14 protein-coding genes are annotated in these 16,991 nt (G+C 69.6%); 5 read left to right on the forward strand and 9 right to left on the reverse strand.

What is annotated here, in order from left to right; all coding sequences use genetic code 11:
- Positions 1–106: 106 nt before the first annotated feature.
- From IG99_RS34935 to IG99_RS48095, 5 genes are read right to left on the reverse strand one after another with little or no spacing between them, the layout of a single operon-like run.
- Positions 107–586 (reverse strand): hypothetical protein, encoded by a 480-nt coding sequence (locus tag IG99_RS34935; RefSeq protein ID WP_051866252.1) that lies wholly within the window; start codon positions 584–586, stop codon positions 107–109.
- A 47-nt stretch (positions 587–633) separates the two neighbouring features.
- Entirely contained in the window at positions 634–1,074 is a 441-nt protein-coding gene (locus IG99_RS46460) for a lasso peptide biosynthesis B2 protein (protein ID WP_078948096.1), read from the reverse strand.
- Entirely contained in the window at positions 1,071–1,340 is a 270-nt protein-coding gene (locus tag IG99_RS34940; protein WP_037681356.1) for a lasso peptide biosynthesis PqqD family chaperone, read from the reverse strand. Before IG99_RS34940 ends, IG99_RS46460 begins: the two co-directional genes overlap by 4 nt.
- Positions 1,337–3,151 (reverse strand): asparagine synthase-related protein, encoded by a 1,815-nt coding sequence (locus IG99_RS34945; RefSeq protein ID WP_037681358.1) that lies wholly within the window; start codon positions 3,149–3,151, stop codon positions 1,337–1,339. Before IG99_RS34945 ends, IG99_RS34940 begins: the two co-directional genes overlap by 4 nt.
- A gap of 42 nt (positions 3,152–3,193) precedes the next feature.
- On the reverse strand, positions 3,194–3,337 hold the full coding sequence (locus IG99_RS48095) for a lasso RiPP family leader peptide-containing protein (protein ID WP_107056093.1): 144 nt from the start codon (positions 3,335–3,337) through the stop codon (positions 3,194–3,196).
- 1,763 nt (positions 3,338–5,100) lie between these two features.
- Between IG99_RS48095 and IG99_RS34950 the strand changes: the two genes are divergently transcribed.
- Positions 5,101–5,457: a DoxX family protein gene (locus IG99_RS34950; RefSeq protein ID WP_037681359.1), complete on the forward strand. Its 357-nt coding sequence runs from the start codon at positions 5,101–5,103 to the stop codon at positions 5,455–5,457.
- 60 nt (positions 5,458–5,517) lie between these two features.
- On the opposite strand, the gene IG99_RS34955 is transcribed toward IG99_RS34950, so the two are convergent.
- Entirely contained in the window at positions 5,518–7,065 is a 1,548-nt protein-coding gene (locus IG99_RS34955; RefSeq protein ID WP_037681543.1) for a class I adenylate-forming enzyme family protein, read from the reverse strand.
- A gap of 117 nt (positions 7,066–7,182) precedes the next feature.
- On the reverse strand, positions 7,183–9,123 hold the full coding sequence (locus IG99_RS46470; RefSeq protein WP_078948098.1) for a polyprenyl synthetase family protein: 1,941 nt from the start codon (positions 9,121–9,123) through the stop codon (positions 7,183–7,185).
- A 458-nt stretch (positions 9,124–9,581) separates the two neighbouring features.
- Here IG99_RS46470 and IG99_RS34965 point away from each other — a divergent pair, with 458 nt between their 5' ends.
- The 4 genes from IG99_RS34965 (at position 9,582) to IG99_RS34980 (ending at position 13,548) form a co-directional block, all read left to right on the forward strand.
- Entirely contained in the window at positions 9,582–10,130 is a 549-nt protein-coding gene (locus IG99_RS34965) for a cupin domain-containing protein (protein ID WP_037681361.1), read from the forward strand.
- 47 nt (positions 10,131–10,177) lie between these two features.
- Positions 10,178–11,329: a DegT/DnrJ/EryC1/StrS family aminotransferase gene (locus IG99_RS34970; protein WP_037681363.1), complete on the forward strand. Its 1,152-nt coding sequence runs from the start codon at positions 10,178–10,180 to the stop codon at positions 11,327–11,329.
- 66 nt (positions 11,330–11,395) lie between these two features.
- The gene (locus tag IG99_RS34975; RefSeq protein WP_051866253.1) at positions 11,396–12,523 is read left to right on the forward strand and encodes a type III polyketide synthase; all 1,128 of its coding nucleotides are present in this window, start codon (positions 11,396–11,398) and stop codon (positions 12,521–12,523) included.
- Entirely contained in the window at positions 12,520–13,548 is a 1,029-nt protein-coding gene (locus IG99_RS34980; protein WP_051866256.1) for a class I SAM-dependent methyltransferase, read from the forward strand. The genes IG99_RS34975 and IG99_RS34980 overlap by 4 nt, the downstream gene beginning before the upstream one ends.
- 76 nt (positions 13,549–13,624) lie before the next feature.
- Here the strand turns inward: IG99_RS34980 and IG99_RS34985 are convergent, their stop codons facing one another.
- Together IG99_RS34985 and IG99_RS34990 are read right to left on the reverse strand one after the other, a co-directional pair.
- Positions 13,625–14,716, reverse strand: coding sequence for an AfsR/SARP family transcriptional regulator (locus IG99_RS34985; RefSeq protein ID WP_234312062.1), 1,092 nt, complete (start codon positions 14,714–14,716; stop codon positions 13,625–13,627).
- A 133-nt stretch (positions 14,717–14,849) separates the two neighbouring features.
- Entirely contained in the window at positions 14,850–16,961 is a 2,112-nt protein-coding gene (locus tag IG99_RS34990) for an MMPL family transporter (protein WP_037681365.1), read from the reverse strand.
- Positions 16,962–16,991: the final 30 nt, after the last annotated feature.

Here is a 16,991-nt window from a genome sequence, read left to right on the forward strand (position 1 = left end):
GATCCGAAACGGTAGGTGTTCTGGGTCGTTGATGTGTGTGCAAGGCGGGTCAGGCTGGCCACCCGGACGCTTGCCTGATGGACGTCCGTTGTCGACGCGAATCAGTTCATTCGACTCTCGTCGCGTCGAGCCCGCTCCGCGGATCCTCCATGCGAGACGCTGACTCGTCTGCACTCTTCATTGCGCGCAGCAAAGGCAAACATGACACCAGTACGAACAGGCCGAACAGGGTGATGGCTGTCAGCCCCACCGGTTGCAACAGCTGCGACGGGTCCGCCTGCACAGACGGCCAGTTGCTGATCCAGTTCGCGGCGACGTCCAGTGTCATCACACCGCTCCCCCACCAGATACCGCTCCGCCTCACGAGGCCCACCAGCACCACGACCAGCGGATCGAGAACGACAAGGCACACGAAAAACACCCGAATGAATGCGTGCGGAAACGCTGCATAAGCATGGATTCCACCCCGTACCAAATCGCTGATGTGAGCACACGCACCTTCAGCGAAACCGAGCAGGTACACCCCAAGAACCCATCGTGCCCACCGTGGCAGGCTCCCCCATTTGCCCCGCAACCGCTCCTTCATGCAACAAGCCTATCCGCAGCCGATCACACCACCGAATGCTTCCGATTCTATTGCGATCGCTTGGGAGCCAAGCCATCGGCAGGCCCGATCGCCAGGAGAGTCCGGAAGTGGCCCGCTGGATACGGTTCTCCGACAGGAACTCCCTCGACTTCGACCCAGGCATGGGCCGAGAAGGGATTCGTACGGACGCCCGTGCACCACGTGGGCCAGGTGCCGCGCGCCCGACACAGGAGGGCGGTTGCCACCGAGCGCTGCAGGCATGCCTGTCCTGCGCATCGCAGGCTGACCGCGACCACGGCTGCGCGTGCCGCCGCAGCCTGGTCCGCGGTGGCCGGGGCGGCACGGCGGCGGGCGAACTCCAGTACCGCGCGCAGCCTGGATGGAGAGAGCCTGCTGAGGATTCCGGCGACGGACACAGCCAAGAGAGGCACCACTCGGCGGTGCGGGGGCAGCCGATCACGGCGGGACAGCGCCACGGGGATGCTCATCGGCACTCCCGCAGCAGGTCCGCGGAGCACAGGGAAGCCAGGAGGGCCGCGATGTCACTGCGAGCGCGCGTGTCGGAAATAGCGCACTGAGAGGCGAGGGTCTGAGCCGCTTGCTCGCAGGTCTGGCCATTGGTCAGGCCGCGGAGGACAGAGAACCCTGTGGTGTTCAACTGCCAGTAACGACCGGTGCGTTCATGGAGAAGTACAGCTCCGTCGTCCGTCTCGGCGAGGGATACCTGCGGATTGAGAAAAAATGTGCCGCTCATGTCTGTCTGTGTCGCCTTTCGTTTCGTGCGAGGTTGCGTGCGGCGCGGAACCAGGTTTCGCAGCCAAGGAGCTGCTCGATGGCGAAGTTCCTGTTCAGATTGGCCTGGGGGGTGAGCAGCTGGGTGCGGACCGCGTCCGCTGAGATCAGGCCGACTCTGGCGAGTTCCGAGTCCGCGAAGAGTTCCAGGAGTTCGTCAAGGCTGCGGCTGAAGCCGACACGAAGATCCTCGTCGAAGGAGCCCTTGGTGGTTCGGGCGCGGACGCGTTCGGGCAGCACGTCCCGCATGGCCGCGGCCAGCAGGGGCTTGTACTCCCATGGCGTGCAACGCTCGTGCACTTGTACGGCCAGAGCAGCCTCCACGACGCGGTCGTCCAGGTAGGGCTGGTGAAGCCGGATCCCCGCCTGGCCGAAGAGTCCGGCGAACTGCCGGTACGCCGGCGCCGTCGCCCGCAGGGCCACCAGGAATTGATGTTGGCCACGATCAGCAGCGAACGGGCGGGCGATCTCGGCCGTCTTCCGCAGCTCCGACCTGGCGGCGTCGACCGCTGCGTCCGTCACCCAGGCCGGAGCACGCAGCGGCATCAGGCCCCACCCCAGTGGCGGGTGCCGGGGCGCCGGAGCCGGGTCAGTGAGGGAATCGGCCTGGCCGCGCCACCAGTCACGTACGGAATCCGCGCGGGCGAGCTCGGCAAGCGTCCCGCGCAGGGGCCAGCGGTTGAGGGCCTGGTAGCCGCGCAGGTGGCGCACCGCGAGCCGGGGGCGACGGCGCAGCAGCCGGTGCAGATAGCCGGGGAGCCTGCCGAACAGTTCGTCCGCGCCGTGCCCGGCCAGGTGCGCCCGCGAGCCGCGTTCGGCCAGAAGGCCGGCCGTGTGTTTCATGCGGGCCAAGGTCCGCGTGAAGAGGTACGGCTGTTCGGTGTCCGCCAGGTCTGCGGGGTGCGCGAACAAGGCGGGCAGTTCGTGTTGTGCCACGACCATGTGGGAGGCGTGCTCCAGCAGGGCCGCCGAGTGCGCCGCGAAGGCGGCGTCGTCGTTTCCCGAGTCCGACTCCGCCCATCGGAAGGTGAGCAGGTCGGGGGTCCTTCGGGCGCCGAGGAAGCACAGGGCGGTGGAATCCATGCCGCCGGACAAATCGGCGCTCAGCAGCCCCTGGCCGACGGTGCGGCCGCCTACGGCTTCCTCGAGCGCGGCATGGACCGCCGATGCGCCCTGTTCCAGCGGAAGTTCGGGCTCCGGCGGCCGCCACCAGGGGATTTCCTTCGCGCGGCCGCCCGTGATGAGCAAGCAGTGATCGTCCGGGACGGCGCGGATCCCGGACCAGACGCTGGCACTACCGAGTGGAGCGGGGAGGAGGCCACCGGTCGCCAACCGTGCCGCCAGTACGCCTTCGTCCACGCCTGCGCCGGTCAGCAGCGCCAAGGTGTCGGGACGGTCCGACGCGACGGGATGTCCGTCCACCCGGGTGTGAAAGATCTGACGCAGGCCGGTGATGGTGCCCCGGACACTCGTCCCCTCGGGAGATGCGACGATCAAGTGGTAGCTGCCGGGCAGTTCCCGGGCCAGCGCACTGGCATCGGACGGCGACTGCACACGTTCGACAAGCCGGATGAGCCGTGCGGTGGTGACTGGACAGTGTCCGATCACCACCGCACATACCGAGCCCGCCTGGACCCTGACTATTTCGTCCGCATCCCACCGGCCGACCAGCCAGGGCTTGCCCGAGGGGTGGGTCATGACCTGCGGCGACTCGAAGAGCCACTTGGGGTCGGTGGGGCAACCGTCGGGCAGGACGACGAACCCGGTGTTCATGTCACTCCATCAGCGTCGGTCGGCCTCGCGTCGGTCGGTCTCTTACCAGCCTTGCTTGGCGAGGAAGTCGGAGTGGTCGCTGCCGAAGCCGAGCGTGTCCTCCGAAAACTCCCCGACGGCCGTCAGCGCGGGCGGCTCGTAGCCCTGCTGAACCGACGGCTCCTCGCGCTGCTGCTGGTTCTCCATGGTGTTCTCCTTCCATACGGGCCCCGTGTGAGGCCACCGGGCGTGAACCGCCCGGAGTCCAAGGTTGTTTCCCGGCCCATGCGCTGGGCGTCCCGGCAGGTCCGAAGTCCACGCACTGTCACCACGTTCAGAGCTCGTGACACGATCTCGTCGAAGTGCTCTGGTCGAGCGTGACCGGTAGGGCACGTTCAGAGCTCGTGACACGATCTCGTCGAAGTGCTCTGGTCGAGCGTGACCGGTAGGGCGATTCGACCGTTCGTGGCGTGTGAGTACTCGGCCGTGGATCGTGGACGACGACGGTGGCGGACCGGCTGTGTCTGCAGGGCATCTTGTACGTGCTCCACAACGACATGGCCTGACAACTCCTGCCCTGGGAGCTGAGGTTCGGCTCCGGGCAGACCTGCTGGCGGCGCCTGGACCGCTGGCAGCAGGCTGGAGTCTTCGACCAGCCGCACCGCATCCTGCTCGCCGGACTTGTTCATGCCACTGTGGCGCTGAATCCACCGGCGGTACTGGAGTCTCGGTCTCGGACGCGCCATCCGGATGGGCTGCGATGACGAATGAGTAATGCGGCTACCGGGCAGACAACGGGAACAGCACTCATCGCAAGCGTCGGGACGGTGTCGCGCTTCTTGGTGAAAACGCGATCTCTTCGATCCATCGGGTGATAGAGCGTGCAGCCGAAGCGGAATTCACCGACGCTCTGCGGCCGGCCCGCCGATGCACATCAAGAGCGGAGTCCACATCCGGCCGAGCCGAAACCCTTCAGCGGTATCATGGCACGACACCCAAAGCTCTACCCCCGTCCCCCGCGGGAAAGCGCGGCATTGAAATTTGTCGCGCCCCACCCGTTTTTCTTTACGATCAAGAGAGTCGCATCTCCGAAGATCCTCGCACAACCTTGTGAGCCCTAGATGGCCGAAACGCATCCCCCAAGATTTCTTAAAACACCTCTTCCAAAAAGAGGGCGTGGGATGCAGAAATCGGCTACTCAAAGTAGTCGCATCTGAGTAAACACTCCTCAGATTGATCACCGACTGTAGCCTCACCGGCGTGCCCGGGCAGACCACGGCAGCCGATGCCGGAGGGCCGTCGGCGAAAAATGATCGCTCTCCTGACCCAGACGCCGCGCCCACTGCGCACACCCGCCGGTTGGCGACCTCAAGCCATCCGGCCGACTGCGTGTCGAAGGCGCTGTATCGCGCGATCCCCTTGATCGACATGCCCTCCGCACGGTGGAGCCGCCAGCCCCGCCCTCACATGACCGGCCACGCCAGGAGGGGCGCGCACCCCTGGTGCGGGCGGGTGGACGGGGTGCGATCGCACATCAGGCGCACCCCCGAAAGCGTCACAGGCACACAGACCCCCTGACCTGCGATTTCATGCCCCTGCTGGCCTGGCGTGGACGCCCCTGGACGGTATCTACAACCTGTGCCCGTCAAAGCGGTATTGCAGGGGGCCGGACGTACTCTCACTCACGGCTTCGCGAAGATCCTCGACGCCCGGCTTCACGCACCAGAATTCCGCGGATCTATGACGAACCTATATTCGCCCGAGGAGTAGTGCGTACAGCCAGTAGTCGCGCCGGGACGACATGTACGATCATCAGCGCACGGGAAGCGTCCCTACCTCCAACAGGACCGACACGTCGAGGCGTTGGGGAAGCGACTACCAGGCGTTCGGGCCACTGTCACACCCCCGCGGCCAACCGATGGCACATCGAGTCGCCGGCTTCAACTTTGTCCCCACAGAGCGGAGAGAACGTGTACATCGCCTTCGTCACGGTCACCATACTCGGCGCGGTCTTCAACGGTGCCGCCGCCGTCACGTACTTGATCGGCCACGAATACCCCAAGACCCAGGCGGACATGAAGGGGATACCCCGAAAGTACGTGCCGGTATTGGGCATGTTACTGGCAGCGGGCACCGTGGGACTGCTGGCCGGGCTCGCCGTGCCGCTGCTGGGGACTCTCGCCGCCTGCGGCCTCATCCTCTACTTCATCGGCGCGATCATCGCCCACCTGCGGGTGGGCTCCCGCGACATCGTGGGCGGGATCGTGTTCCTGGCCACCGCGGTGGCCGTTCTCACCCTGGGCCTGATCGATCACGGCGCCTGGTAATGCGCGGGGTGGCCCGGCCCGGCGCGGGCACGGGCACGGGCCCCACTACCGGGGCCGGCTCTACAGGCCGGCCCCGAGGCGGCGGGAGAGTTCGACACGGCGGGTCTTCAGCGTGGCCGTGCGCGGTAGTTCGGCCAGCGGGATCTGGACGGGATCCGACAGCTGCGGGTACGCGGCCGTGGCGGCGCGCCAACGGTCCGGGTCCAGCGGCTCGTCCCGGTGGGTGCAGACCACCGGGACCGCCTTGGCCCCGGGGCCCGGCACCACGACGACCTCGGCCAGCTCCGCCAGTTCGTCCAGGAGGATGTCCTCGATCTCCAGGGTGCTGCCCACCCCGGGGATCGCGTCGAACTCGCGGTCGAGCATGTGCAGGCAGCCGAACGAGGTGCGGTAGCCGACGTCCCCGGTACGCCACCAGCCGTCGTGCACATTGGCGTCGTAGCGCTCCTGTTCGCCGTGGTACGTCTTCGCTATCCCATCCCAGCGGACCTCGATGAAGCCGGGGTTCTGCTGCGAGGGCCGCCTGCCGTCCCGGCTCACCAGCCTCACCCGGGCGCTGCCCGGCAGGGGGTAGCCCACGCAGCGACCGTCCATCCGGTGGGCGAACCGGCGGTAGTACGGCCGACCGGCCGCGGGGCCGACCTCGCTCTGCCCGTAGATCTGGAAGAACTGAGCCCGCTGGGCGGAGGCGTGCAGCAGCCGGCGCACCGTCCTCGGGTGGATCGCGTCGAAGGTGCTGCTGAAGTACTTCACCGACGCGAACGGGCGGCGCGCGTCGTCGGCCAGGTCCTCCCAGGCCAAGAAGGAGTTGGGCAGCGCCTCGATCAGCCAGGGGCGGCGCTCGGCGAAGAACGCGGCGACGGCGTTGGGGGTGCCGTCGTTCACCAGCAGCGCCGGCATGCCCTTCAGGAGGCAGAGCGACATCGCCGCGAACGTCCGGGAGTGGCCGAAGGGGAGGTGGATCGCGACAGTGCCCCGCTTCCTCATCAGTCCCAGCAGGAGCAGCTGCGGGCGCAGCCGGGACCGCATCGTCCTCGGCGTGTGCACGACCAGCTTGGGCAGTCCTGTGGTGCCGGAGGTGTGCGTGATCATGGCCGGCTCGTCCAGGCCGCGCAGGACCGGCCGCACCGGCACCGTGCCGTCCAGATCGGCGAGCGCGACCGCGCCCGGACCGGCGTCGCCCACACCGATCACGCCCCGGGTCAGCCCCGCCAGGTCCACACCGTCCTCGGTCAGGGACCGGAGCTTGGGCCCGTCGGTTACCAGGTGCGGCCGCTCCAGCCGGTCCAGCAGCGCGGAGACGGCCTCGGATTCCAGGTGCTGCGAGAGCATGACCGGGACCGCACCGACGCGCTCCACCGCCGTCGCCAGCAGCCAGAGGTCGAAGTTGGGGGCCTTGCAGATCACGACATGGCCGCCGGGGCGCACCCCGGCGACGGCGAGGCGGTTCGCGATGTCCGCGACATGGCCCGCCAGTTGAGCGACCGTAAGCCGGCGTCCGGCCTCCGGCAGGACGTCGAGGTCGTGATCGAGGACGAGCGGCATGGCGCCGCGGGCGCGCGCGGCTCTCTCCGGTACGACGCCGAGATGGAGGCCGTGTTTGTCCATCGACGTACGGGCCGTCGCGCGGTTCTTGTGACTCAGCTTGTACAGCAACGTGCTTCCCATGAGATCTCCTTACGTGCGTGCGACTGAGCGGTGGTACAGGGTGCGGCGGATACGGCATCAGCGGTCGCGGTAGGCGACCATGTCGGCCAGATCCTCGAGGCGCAGGCGCCAGTGGTGCGGCAGGCCGGCGTCCGCCAGGGCCGCGCGGGCGTCGGCTACCAGGGCGTCGATCCGCTCCTCGACATCCGCGCGCACTCCGGAGGCGAGCAGAGCGGCACGGAGTTCGGCCGGGTTCCAGTCGGCGTGGCGGCTGTCCTCGACCAGCCGGGCCACCCGGGGATCCTTGGCAGTGGCCAGCGCGATCAGCAGGGTCATCTTGTGCTCGCTGAGGTCCAGGCCGGTGGGCTTGCCGGTCACCGTCGCGTCACCGAACGCGTCGAGCAGGTCGTCCCGCAGCTGGAACGCCTCGCCGGCCGCGACCCCGTACGCCTCGAAGGCCGCGTGCAGCCCGGGGCGTCCGGCGATGGCCGCGCCGAGGGCGAGCGGGCGGTGGATGGTGTAGCGGCCGGACTTGCAGACGGCGACCCAGCGGGCCAGATCCGGATCCGGCTCCAGCTCGGCGGCCAGGGCGATGTCCAGCTGCTGGCCGATGATCACCTCCGTGACCAGCTCGTGCCACACCCGCGCCGCCGGGCCGGTCAGTCTGCCCGCGAGCCGGTTCGCGTAGCTGAGGGCCAGGTCCCCGGCGAGGATGGCGACAGCCTCCCCGTACCGGCGGGACTCCCCCGCCCAGGCGCGCCGCGCGTGGAGGTCCGTGTACGCGGCATGGACGGTCGGAGCGCCGCGCCGGGTGGGTGAGTTGTCCATGATGTCGTCGTGGATGAGCGCGAACGCGTGCAGCAGCTCGAGCGCCGCCGCCGCGTCGACGACCATGTCCTCGTCCGCGGCGGCGCCGGACGCCAGATAGCCGGTGACGCAGAACAGCGGACGCAGCCGTTTGCCTCCCGCCGCGATCAGCTCCGAAACGACCGCCACCGGCACCGCCACGCGAGCGTCCACGGCACTCCAGCGCGTCTCCTCGGCGCTCAGCAACTCCGCGAGCCGCCGGTCGACGCGATCAAGAAGCTTGCCGCAGGTCTCCCCATCGGCGCCGCCGTGCTCCAGGACCGCCTCCACACGCCGCCCCGAACTGCCTGTCGCCCCCGACTGCTCCGGCTGCCTCGGCGGCCCCGACGCATCCGACTGCCCCGGTCCCTCTGAACGTTTCAGCTGCTGCGGCATTCCCCACTCCCCTGCCTCGTTCGACTCCCCGGGCTCAACCGCCCGGTTCGATCCACGCGACCGCCCGGGCCGGCCCGGCCGTACCGCATGTGTGGCCGTCGCCTCCGTCTCGACGTCCGGGAAGCCCAGTTCCGCCAGCCGGCGCAGCACCCGCTCCACCTGTTCCTCGGGCGCGCTCGCGCCGGCCGTGAGGCCCACCGTGCTTACGCCCTCCAGCCAGGCGGAGGTGAGCAGGTCCGGGGCGGGCAGGAGCCGGGCGTCGGTGCCCACGGCCCGGGCGACCTCCACGAGACGCTGGGAGCTGCCGCAGTCGGCCGACCCGACGACTAGGACGAGGTCGCTGCGGCCCGCGATCACCTGCACCGCGTTCCGGCGGTTCCGGCCGGCGCGGTGGTTGCCCGCACCGGCCGACCCGGCCGGCCCCGGGAACCGCTCGTGAAGGACCGCCTCGTGGTGGGCCTCGGCCACGAGCGGGCACGTCACGTCGATGACCGTGAGCTCGCGCCGCCGGGCGTTGTCGCGGACCTGTGGGGTCGTCCCGTGCGCGGGGAAGACGCACACGGCCCCGGTCGGCACCTCCTCCTCGGAGTCGACGAACCGGACGCCCTTGCCCTCGAGCTCCCGCACGGCGTGCTCGTCGTGCATGATCTGCCCGCGTACGTACACGGGCGCGCCGTGCACCCGGAGCGTGCGTTCCACCGTCTCGACGGCCCGGTGCACTCCGGCACAGTCTCCCCGGGGCTCGGCGAGCAGAACTCGATGCGGGGCGGACGGCATGGTTTCCCCCTCGGGGTCGTTCGGAACGAGATCGACGATGTGCGGTTCGGACAGGCCGGCTGACGCCGAGAAGAACGCGCCGGTCCCCCGGGCGGCTCGCGCTCGAAGAGAACTCGCATGCCCGAACGGAGTCGTCCCGCCGGGTTCTTGATTCCCTATGGATTCGACCGACCCGACGTTGATCGGCGAGCCGCGAAATGCATCCTTGACGCCGCCTCTTGCCGGGGAATACGCGGTGAGTTGGCCTCGGCTTGGCGGCAAGCAGGCGCCAATCCCGAACCCAGTGGCCCCCAAGTCACCGCTGGCATTCTCACTCCGGAGGCGGCCGATCCCGACCGGGGGGCGAATTTCATGGCGTGTCGATAACGCCCGCCGCCACCCTGATTCATCCGGTCAGAATCCAACGCCGTGCGGCCGCCCATGCAGCGCCCGCATTCCACCCGAGAGAGCGACACCACATGAGCGGTCTCATCGTCCCGCCCGGCCACGGCCGGCAACTCGTCACGAAAGCGCAGGCCGTGACCTTCAAGGTCACGGCCGCGGACGGTTCCTCCTCCTCCGTGTTCGAGGTGGTCGTGCCGCCGGGGTTCGACGTCGGCGCGCACACCCACAGCCATTCCCAGGAGTTCTTCTACGTCCTGGAGGGGGAGTTGGAGCTCTTCGCGTTCGAGCCCACCGAGCGGACCCGGGACACCTGGCACGGCTGGGAGTCCCCGAGCGGCGACCGCGCCGCCCGGGCGGTCACGGGCAGCTGCATGTTCGTGCCGCCGGGCTGCCCGCACGCCTTCCGCAACCCCACGGACAGACCGGCCCGCATGCTCTTCCAGAGCTCCCCCTCGCCGGACCACGAGCGCTACTTCGAGGAGATCGTCGAGATCTTCGCCGCCGGCCGGTCCGTGGACTCCGAGGCCGTGGAGCGGATGCGCGAGCGCTACGACGTCCAGCAGATCACCCCGCTCCGCTTCACCCCGCCCGCCCCGGATTCGGCCGGGCGGACCGCGGCGTGACCAGTGGCGACCTGACCGGAGACCGAAGAGTTGAGAGGTGACCTCCCATGACTGTGACGACCAAGGACAGCATCCCGCTCGTGCACGCGAGCCTGGGCGAACGGGAACTGGCCGCCGTGGCCGAGGTGTTCGCCTCGGGCTGGCCGGCCGGCCAGGGCCCGAGGGGCAAGGCCCTCGAAGCCCAGCTGAAGCAGCGCTACGGCGTCGGTGACGCGGTCACGCTGAGCAACTGCGGCGCGGCGCTCCACCTGGCCATGCTGGCGCTCGGTGTCGAGCCCGGCGACGAGGTGATCGTCGCCGACTACACCTTCCCCGCCCCGGCCCACGCGGTGCGCTACGTCGGTGCGACCCCCGTCTTCGCGGACGTGCGCCGCGACACCGGCACCGTCGACCCGCAGGCGGTGGCGGATCTGATCAGCCCGCGTACCGTGGGCGTGATCGCGGTGGACACCGTCGGGCTGCCCGCCGACTACACCGAACTGATGGCCGTCGCCGACCGCCACGGCCTGTTCGTCGTCGAGGACGCCGCCTGCGCGGTCGGCGCCAGCTACCAGGGACGCCCGGCCGGTACTTTGGCGCCGGTGGCCTGTCTCTCCTTCCACGGCCGCAAGGGCGCCAGCAGCGGTGAGGGCGGGGCACTGCTCGCCGCCGACCCGGTGATCGGCGCGGACGCCCGACTTCGGTCGTCGTTCGGCATCGGGAGCATCTACGAACAGGGGCAGGTGGTCGGCCTGCCGATCCCGTCGTTCACCGACATCGGCTACAACTACAAGCTCTCCGACATCGCCGCCGCGATCCTCCAGGTGCAACTGGAGCGGGTCGGCGAACTCCTGGAACGCCGGAGCGCGATCGCTGCGTCGTACGGGGAGTTGCTCTCCGACGAGGAACTGCTCACGGTGCCGTACGTGCCCGGGGACCGCACCCACGCCTGGCAGTCCTATCTGGTGACCCTCGACCCACGCGTCGACCGCTCCGGGCTCGCCGCCTCGCTGCGCGCCCAGGGCATCGGCTGCGGGCACGGCACCTGGGCCGGCCATCTGCAGCCGGTGTACGACGCCGCGCAGCGCTGCCCGGTCTCGGCGGACCTCTTCCAGCGCAACCTGGCCCTGCCCATGCACGCCGAACTCCGCCTGGACCAGGTCGAACGCGTCGTGGACGTGCTGCGAGCCGAGCTGAAGAACAACCTGCGCCCGAGCTGACCGAGGCGCCGGACAGCGAACAAGGCAGAGAAAACTTCTTCCCTTTCTGAAAGGCAGACGCCGGACATGCCCATCCTTTGCAAGCCCGCGGTGCGCGTACCGGAATACACCATCACGATGGAGCAGACCCTGGATTTCGCCAGGAACACCCATGCGGGAAAGCCGCAGCTTCCGCTCGCACTCCGTCTGATAGAAAACACCGGAGTGCAGAAGCGGCACCTGGTGCAGCCCATCGAGAAGACCCTGGACCACCCGGGGTTCGAAGAACGGAACCGCATCTACGAGACCGAATCGAAAAAGCGCTGCCCGGAGGCGGTCGAGGAGGCCCTGGCGAACGCGTTGCTGCGGGCCGAGGACATCGACGCCATCATCTATGTGTCGTGCACCGGATTCATGATGCCCTCGCTCACCGCATGGCTGATCAACACCATGGGGTTCCGCTACGACACCCGGCAGCTGCCCATCGCCCAGCTGGGCTGCGCCGCGGGCGGGGCGGCGATCAACCGCGCCCATGACTTCTGCGCGGCGCACCCCGACAGCAACGTACTGATCGTCTCGTGCGAGCTGTGCTCGCTGTGCTACCAGCCCGACGCCGACGACATCGGCTCGCTGCTGTCCGACGGGCTGTTCGGCGACGCGGTCGCGGCGGCGGTGGTGCGTGGCCGTGGCGGCGCCGGCGTCACGGGTGTCCAACTGCGGCGCAACGCCTCGTACCTCATTCCGCACACCGAGGAGTGGATCTCGTACGCCGTGCGCGACACCGGGTTCCACTTCCAGCTCGACCGTCGGGTGCCGGGCACCATGGAGCCGCTCGCCCCGGTGCTGCGCGACCTCGCCGCCGGCCACGGCTGGGACGCCGCGGACCTCGACTTCTACATCATCCACGCCGGCGGCCCCCGGATCCTGGACGACCTCGCCAAGTACCTCGGGGTCGACCGCTCGGTCTTCCGGCACAGCTGGGGGACGCTGACCGAGTACGGGAACATCGCCAGCGCGGTGGTGCTCGACGCACTGCGCAGACGCTTCGAGGAAGGCCCACTGCCGACGGACGCCACCGGCGTGATCGCCGGCTTCGGCCCCGGCATCACCGCCGAGATGGCGCTGGGCACCTGGGTCGACGGCACGACCCATCACCACCGGGTACACCCTGCCGCCGAGGCAGCGCCACGCCCGTACGCAGGGAGGATCTCATGACCAGCACCGGCATCGACATCACCGTCGGCACGCAGGCCGGACCCACGTCCGACCGGATCATGCGGATGATCAACGGCTACTGGGCCACCGGAATTCTGGGAACGGCGGCGACGTACGCGTTGTTCACGCACCTGGAGGACGGCGCCGACACGCCGGCGGTGCTGGCCGAGCGGGCCGGAATCGCGCCGCGCGGCGCACAGGCGCTCCTGGACGGTCTGGTGGCCCTGGGCCTGGTCGAGGTGGCGCAGGGCCGCTACCGCAACTCCGCGGAGGCTTCCGCCTTTCTCGTGGAGGGCCGGCCCGTGTCATTGGCCGGGTTCGCCCGCCTCAAGATGGGCCACCTGGGATCCCTGGCCGCCTTGCCCGACGTCGTACGCGCCGGCGGGCCGGTGACGGACGCGGTCGTGGAGGTCGCCGACAACCCGCACTGGGAGAACCTCGTCCAGGCCATCGCCGCGCAGTCCGTGCCCGTGGCGCACATCGCCGCCGAGGCGCTCGGACTGGCCGACGCCGGGAAGATCTCGATCCTCGACATCGGCGGCGGTTCGGGGGTGTGCTCGGCCGTCTGGCTCGGGCTCAACCCCGACGCCCGCGCCACCCAGATCGACTGGGCGCCGATCAACGCGATCGCCCGGCGGCTGCTGGCCGAACAGGGGGTGGGCGAGCGGGTCGACCACGTCGACGGCGACTTCCACACCGTCGACTTCGGCGAGGGCGAACACGACGTCGTCATGTACTCCAACATCGCCCACCAGGAAGGTCCCGAGGACAACCTGGCGGTCTTCACCCGCGTACGCGGGGCGCTGCGGCCCGGCGGCACGCTCGTCGTCTCCGACTACATCACCGACGACGACCGCAGCGGTCCGTCCTTCGCGCTGACCTTCGCCGGGGAGATGCTCCTCAAGAGCCGGCACGGCTCCACGTGGCGGCGGCGCGACTACCAGGCGTGGCTCAGCGCCGCCGGTTTCGAGGACGTCCGCTTCCTGGACACCCCGTCCCCCACCACCCTCGTGCTGGCTCGCTGAGACGACAGGCCCCCGGCGCCGCGGCCCATTCGCGGGCAGCCGCGCCGGAGCCTTCGTCCTGATCCGGACGACGGGGCTAGGAACGCTCGAGCTCAGGTGCCTGGCGCAGTATCTCCAGTTCCAGGTGCTGCAGCCCGGGGCTGGGCGAGATGCCCAGGTCCTCCACCATCCTCTTCTGGTGGGCCCGCAACACCGACAGCGCATCCGCCTGCCGGCCCGCCCGGTACAGCGCGAGGCTCAGCAGTTCGCAGCCGTACTCCCGCAGCGGATGGGCCTGTGTGAAGGCCACCAGTTCGGGCACCGCCATCTCGTGGTTGCCCACCGCGACCAGGGTGGCGCAGCGGCCCTCGATCACCGACAGGCGCAGCTCCTCCAGGCGTACGGCCTCGGGTGCGACATGCGGGGTCGCGGCCACCTCCGCGTACGCCTCCCCGCGCCACAGGGCCAGGCCCGCCTCGAACGCGTGCAGCGCTCGCTGCGGATCGCCCCGGTCCAGCGCCTGCCATCCGGCGCCGGCGCTCTCCCAGAAGCGGTGGGCGTCGACCTCGACGGCACGGCTGTTCAGCAGATAGCCCCGCCCGCGCGTGCACAGCACCGTCGCCGGGGTGCGCGGAGCCCGGTGCGGTTCCAGGGCGCGCCGCAGATTGGCGATGTACGCGTGCAGTGAGGTGATCGCCGACTGCGGCGGCCGGCCCTCCCACAGCGCCTCCACCAGTACGTCCACCGAGACCGGCTGACCCACCTGGCTCACCAGCAGCACGAGCGCCGCACGCTGCTTGGGCGCCCCGAGGTCCACCCACCGGCCGCCGACGGTCGCCTCGACCGGGCCGAGTACCCGGAACTCCACCCCGGCGCCCGACGCGGGGCGGCGAGGTGGGCCGGCCGCGTCGGGACTGCCGCGTCCGGTGGTGTCCGGGCTGCGGTCGTCCAGGCGCCGAGGGGAGGTGGTGTCGAGGTCCAGCGCCTGAGTGACGTACTGCTTCAGTGTCTCGTTGGCGCGCTTCAACTCCCGGACCTCGCGCTCGAGTTCCGCTATGCGCTGCGCGCCCGTGCCTTCCGTGCTTCCTGTGCTCCCCCCTGACCGCTGCTCGGCGACGGCCTGCCTTCCGCGCTGTCCGACGGCCACCGGGACGGCGGTCATGGTGCTGTTGCGGATGCTTCTGTCCATCGTTTCTGCACTCATGGCATCCCCCGTAAGTGTGTGTCCGGACATGCCCTGAACACGGCCCGGGCCGGCCTGCCCGCGCACGGGCCCGGCGCCGCCGCGCACGGCGGCGCCGGGAACCCGCGGCAGGGCTGGTTCATCTGCCGCTGTACGCGGGCACCTGGTCCGGTTCGGTCGCCGACGCCACGGCCTCGTCGTGGCGCCGGAACAGCTTGCTGGGCCACCACATCCAGCGGCCCACGTCCAGGGTGAGCGCGGTGACCAGCACCGAGCGCACCACGAGGGTGTCGAGAAGCACGCCGAACGCCACCGCGAAACCCAGCTCGACCGCGAAGACGAGCGGCAGCGACGCCATCGCCGCGAAGGTGCCGGCCAGCACCACACCGGCCGAGGTGATCACACCTCCGGTGGACGACAGGCCGGTCAACGCGGCGCGCCGCGTGCCGTGCAGCAGCGCGTCCTCGCGGACCCGGGTGATCAGGAAGATGTTGTAGTCGATGCCCAGGGCGACCAGGAACACGAACGCCAGCAGCGGGAACGACGCGTCGGCTCCGGCGAGGCCGAAGACGTGCTCGAACACCAGGCTGCTCACGCCGAGGGCCGCGCCGAACGACAGCAGCACCGTCGCCATCAGCAGCAGCGGCGCGACCACCGCGCGCAGCAGCGCCGCCAGGATGAGCAGGACCACGAGCAGGACGATCGGGATGATCACCTTCGAGTCGCGGCTCGCCGCGTTCTCCGTGTCGACCATGATCGCGGTGCTGCCGCCCACCTGTGCGTCCGCGCCCTCGATCCGGTGGACCGCGGTCCGGGCCCGGTCGACGGTGTGCCTCGCCTCCTCGCTGCTGGGCTCGTACTTCAGCTGCGCGAGCAGCACCGCCTCGTCGCCCTTGACCACCGGATCCATGACCGTGCTGATCCCGGACACCGCGGCCAGCGCCGTCCTGACCTGGTCGGCCGCGCCGGCCTTCGACACGACGTAGACGGGGTCGCCGGATCCGCCCGGGAAGTGCGCGGCGCGGATCTCCTCACCGACCGCCATCTGGGGCTTGTTGGTGAACTGGTCCTTGTTCGACAGGCCCGAGGCGTCGAGGCCGAGCGTGCCGAGCGCCATCGCCCCGAGCACCAGCACGGTGCCCGCCCACACCAGCCGCGGGCGGCCGGAGATGGCGTTCCCGACCCGGCTCCAGACGCTCTCCTTCTGCTCCGCCTCCCCGCCGTGGACCGGCTTCGCCGGCCAGAAGATCCACCGGCCGCAGGCGACCAGCAGCGCCGGCATCAACGTCACCATGGCGATCAGGCCGACCAGGACGCCGATGGCGCAGGCCGGGCCCATGCCCTTGGTGGAGTTCAGGACGGCGAGCATCAGCAGCATCAGGCTGATCGCGACCGTCGCCGCGCTTGCCATGATCGCCGGGCCGGAGCGGTACAGGGCCTCCGCCATCGCCTCGTGCCTGTCCTCATGGCGCGCCAACTCCTCCCGGTAGCGGGAGATCAGCAGCAGCGCGTAGTCGGTGGCGGCGCCGAAGATCAGTACGACCAGGATGAAGCTGGTCTGTTTGTTGACGACCAGGCCGGCGTCCTTGGCCAGCAGGTAGATCAGTGCCTCCGCCGCCATCAGGGCCACACCGACGGTGATCAACGGCAACAGGGGCAGCAGCGGGCTGCGGTAGGTGATCAGCAGGATCGCGACGACGACCAGCGCGGTGATGGTGGTCAGCGCGCCGCCGCCGCCGAACGCCTTGACCGAGTCGGCGCCGTAGCCGACCGGTCCCGCCACGTGGAAGCCGAGGCCGTCGGCGTCCTTCTTGCCGACGTCGGTCATCGCGTCGACGACCTTGCCCAGTCCTTCCCAGCCGGACTTGTCCTTGTGGACCTGGACGATGGTCTGGATGGCCTTGCCGTCCTGGGACGTGACCGGTCCCTGCGGCCGGCCCGCGACGTTGTCGATGCGCTGGAACGCCTTGGCGTCCGCCTGCGCCTTGGCCAGGTCGGCGTCGGTGATCCCGCCGGCCCGGTCGTAGACCACGATCGCGGGCATGGAGTCGGCGGGCATCAGCTTCTGGGCGCGCTCGACGACCGCGGTGGACTCCGCGTTGCCGGGCAGCCAGGCCGAGTTGTCGTTCTGCTCCGCGTCACCGAGCTTCCCGGCCAGCATCAACGCCGGGACCAGTACGACGGCCCAGATCGCGATGACGACCCACTTGCCCACCCTTCCGCTGGGCAAGGCGGCCAGTTTTCGCAGCATGTGTGTCTCTCCGTGTTTCGTGGGGTGAAT

The organism is Streptomyces griseus subsp. griseus (assembly GCF_000720255.1).
GTDB classification, from domain to species: domain Bacteria; phylum Actinomycetota; class Actinomycetes; order Streptomycetales; family Streptomycetaceae; genus Streptomyces; species Streptomyces griseus_I.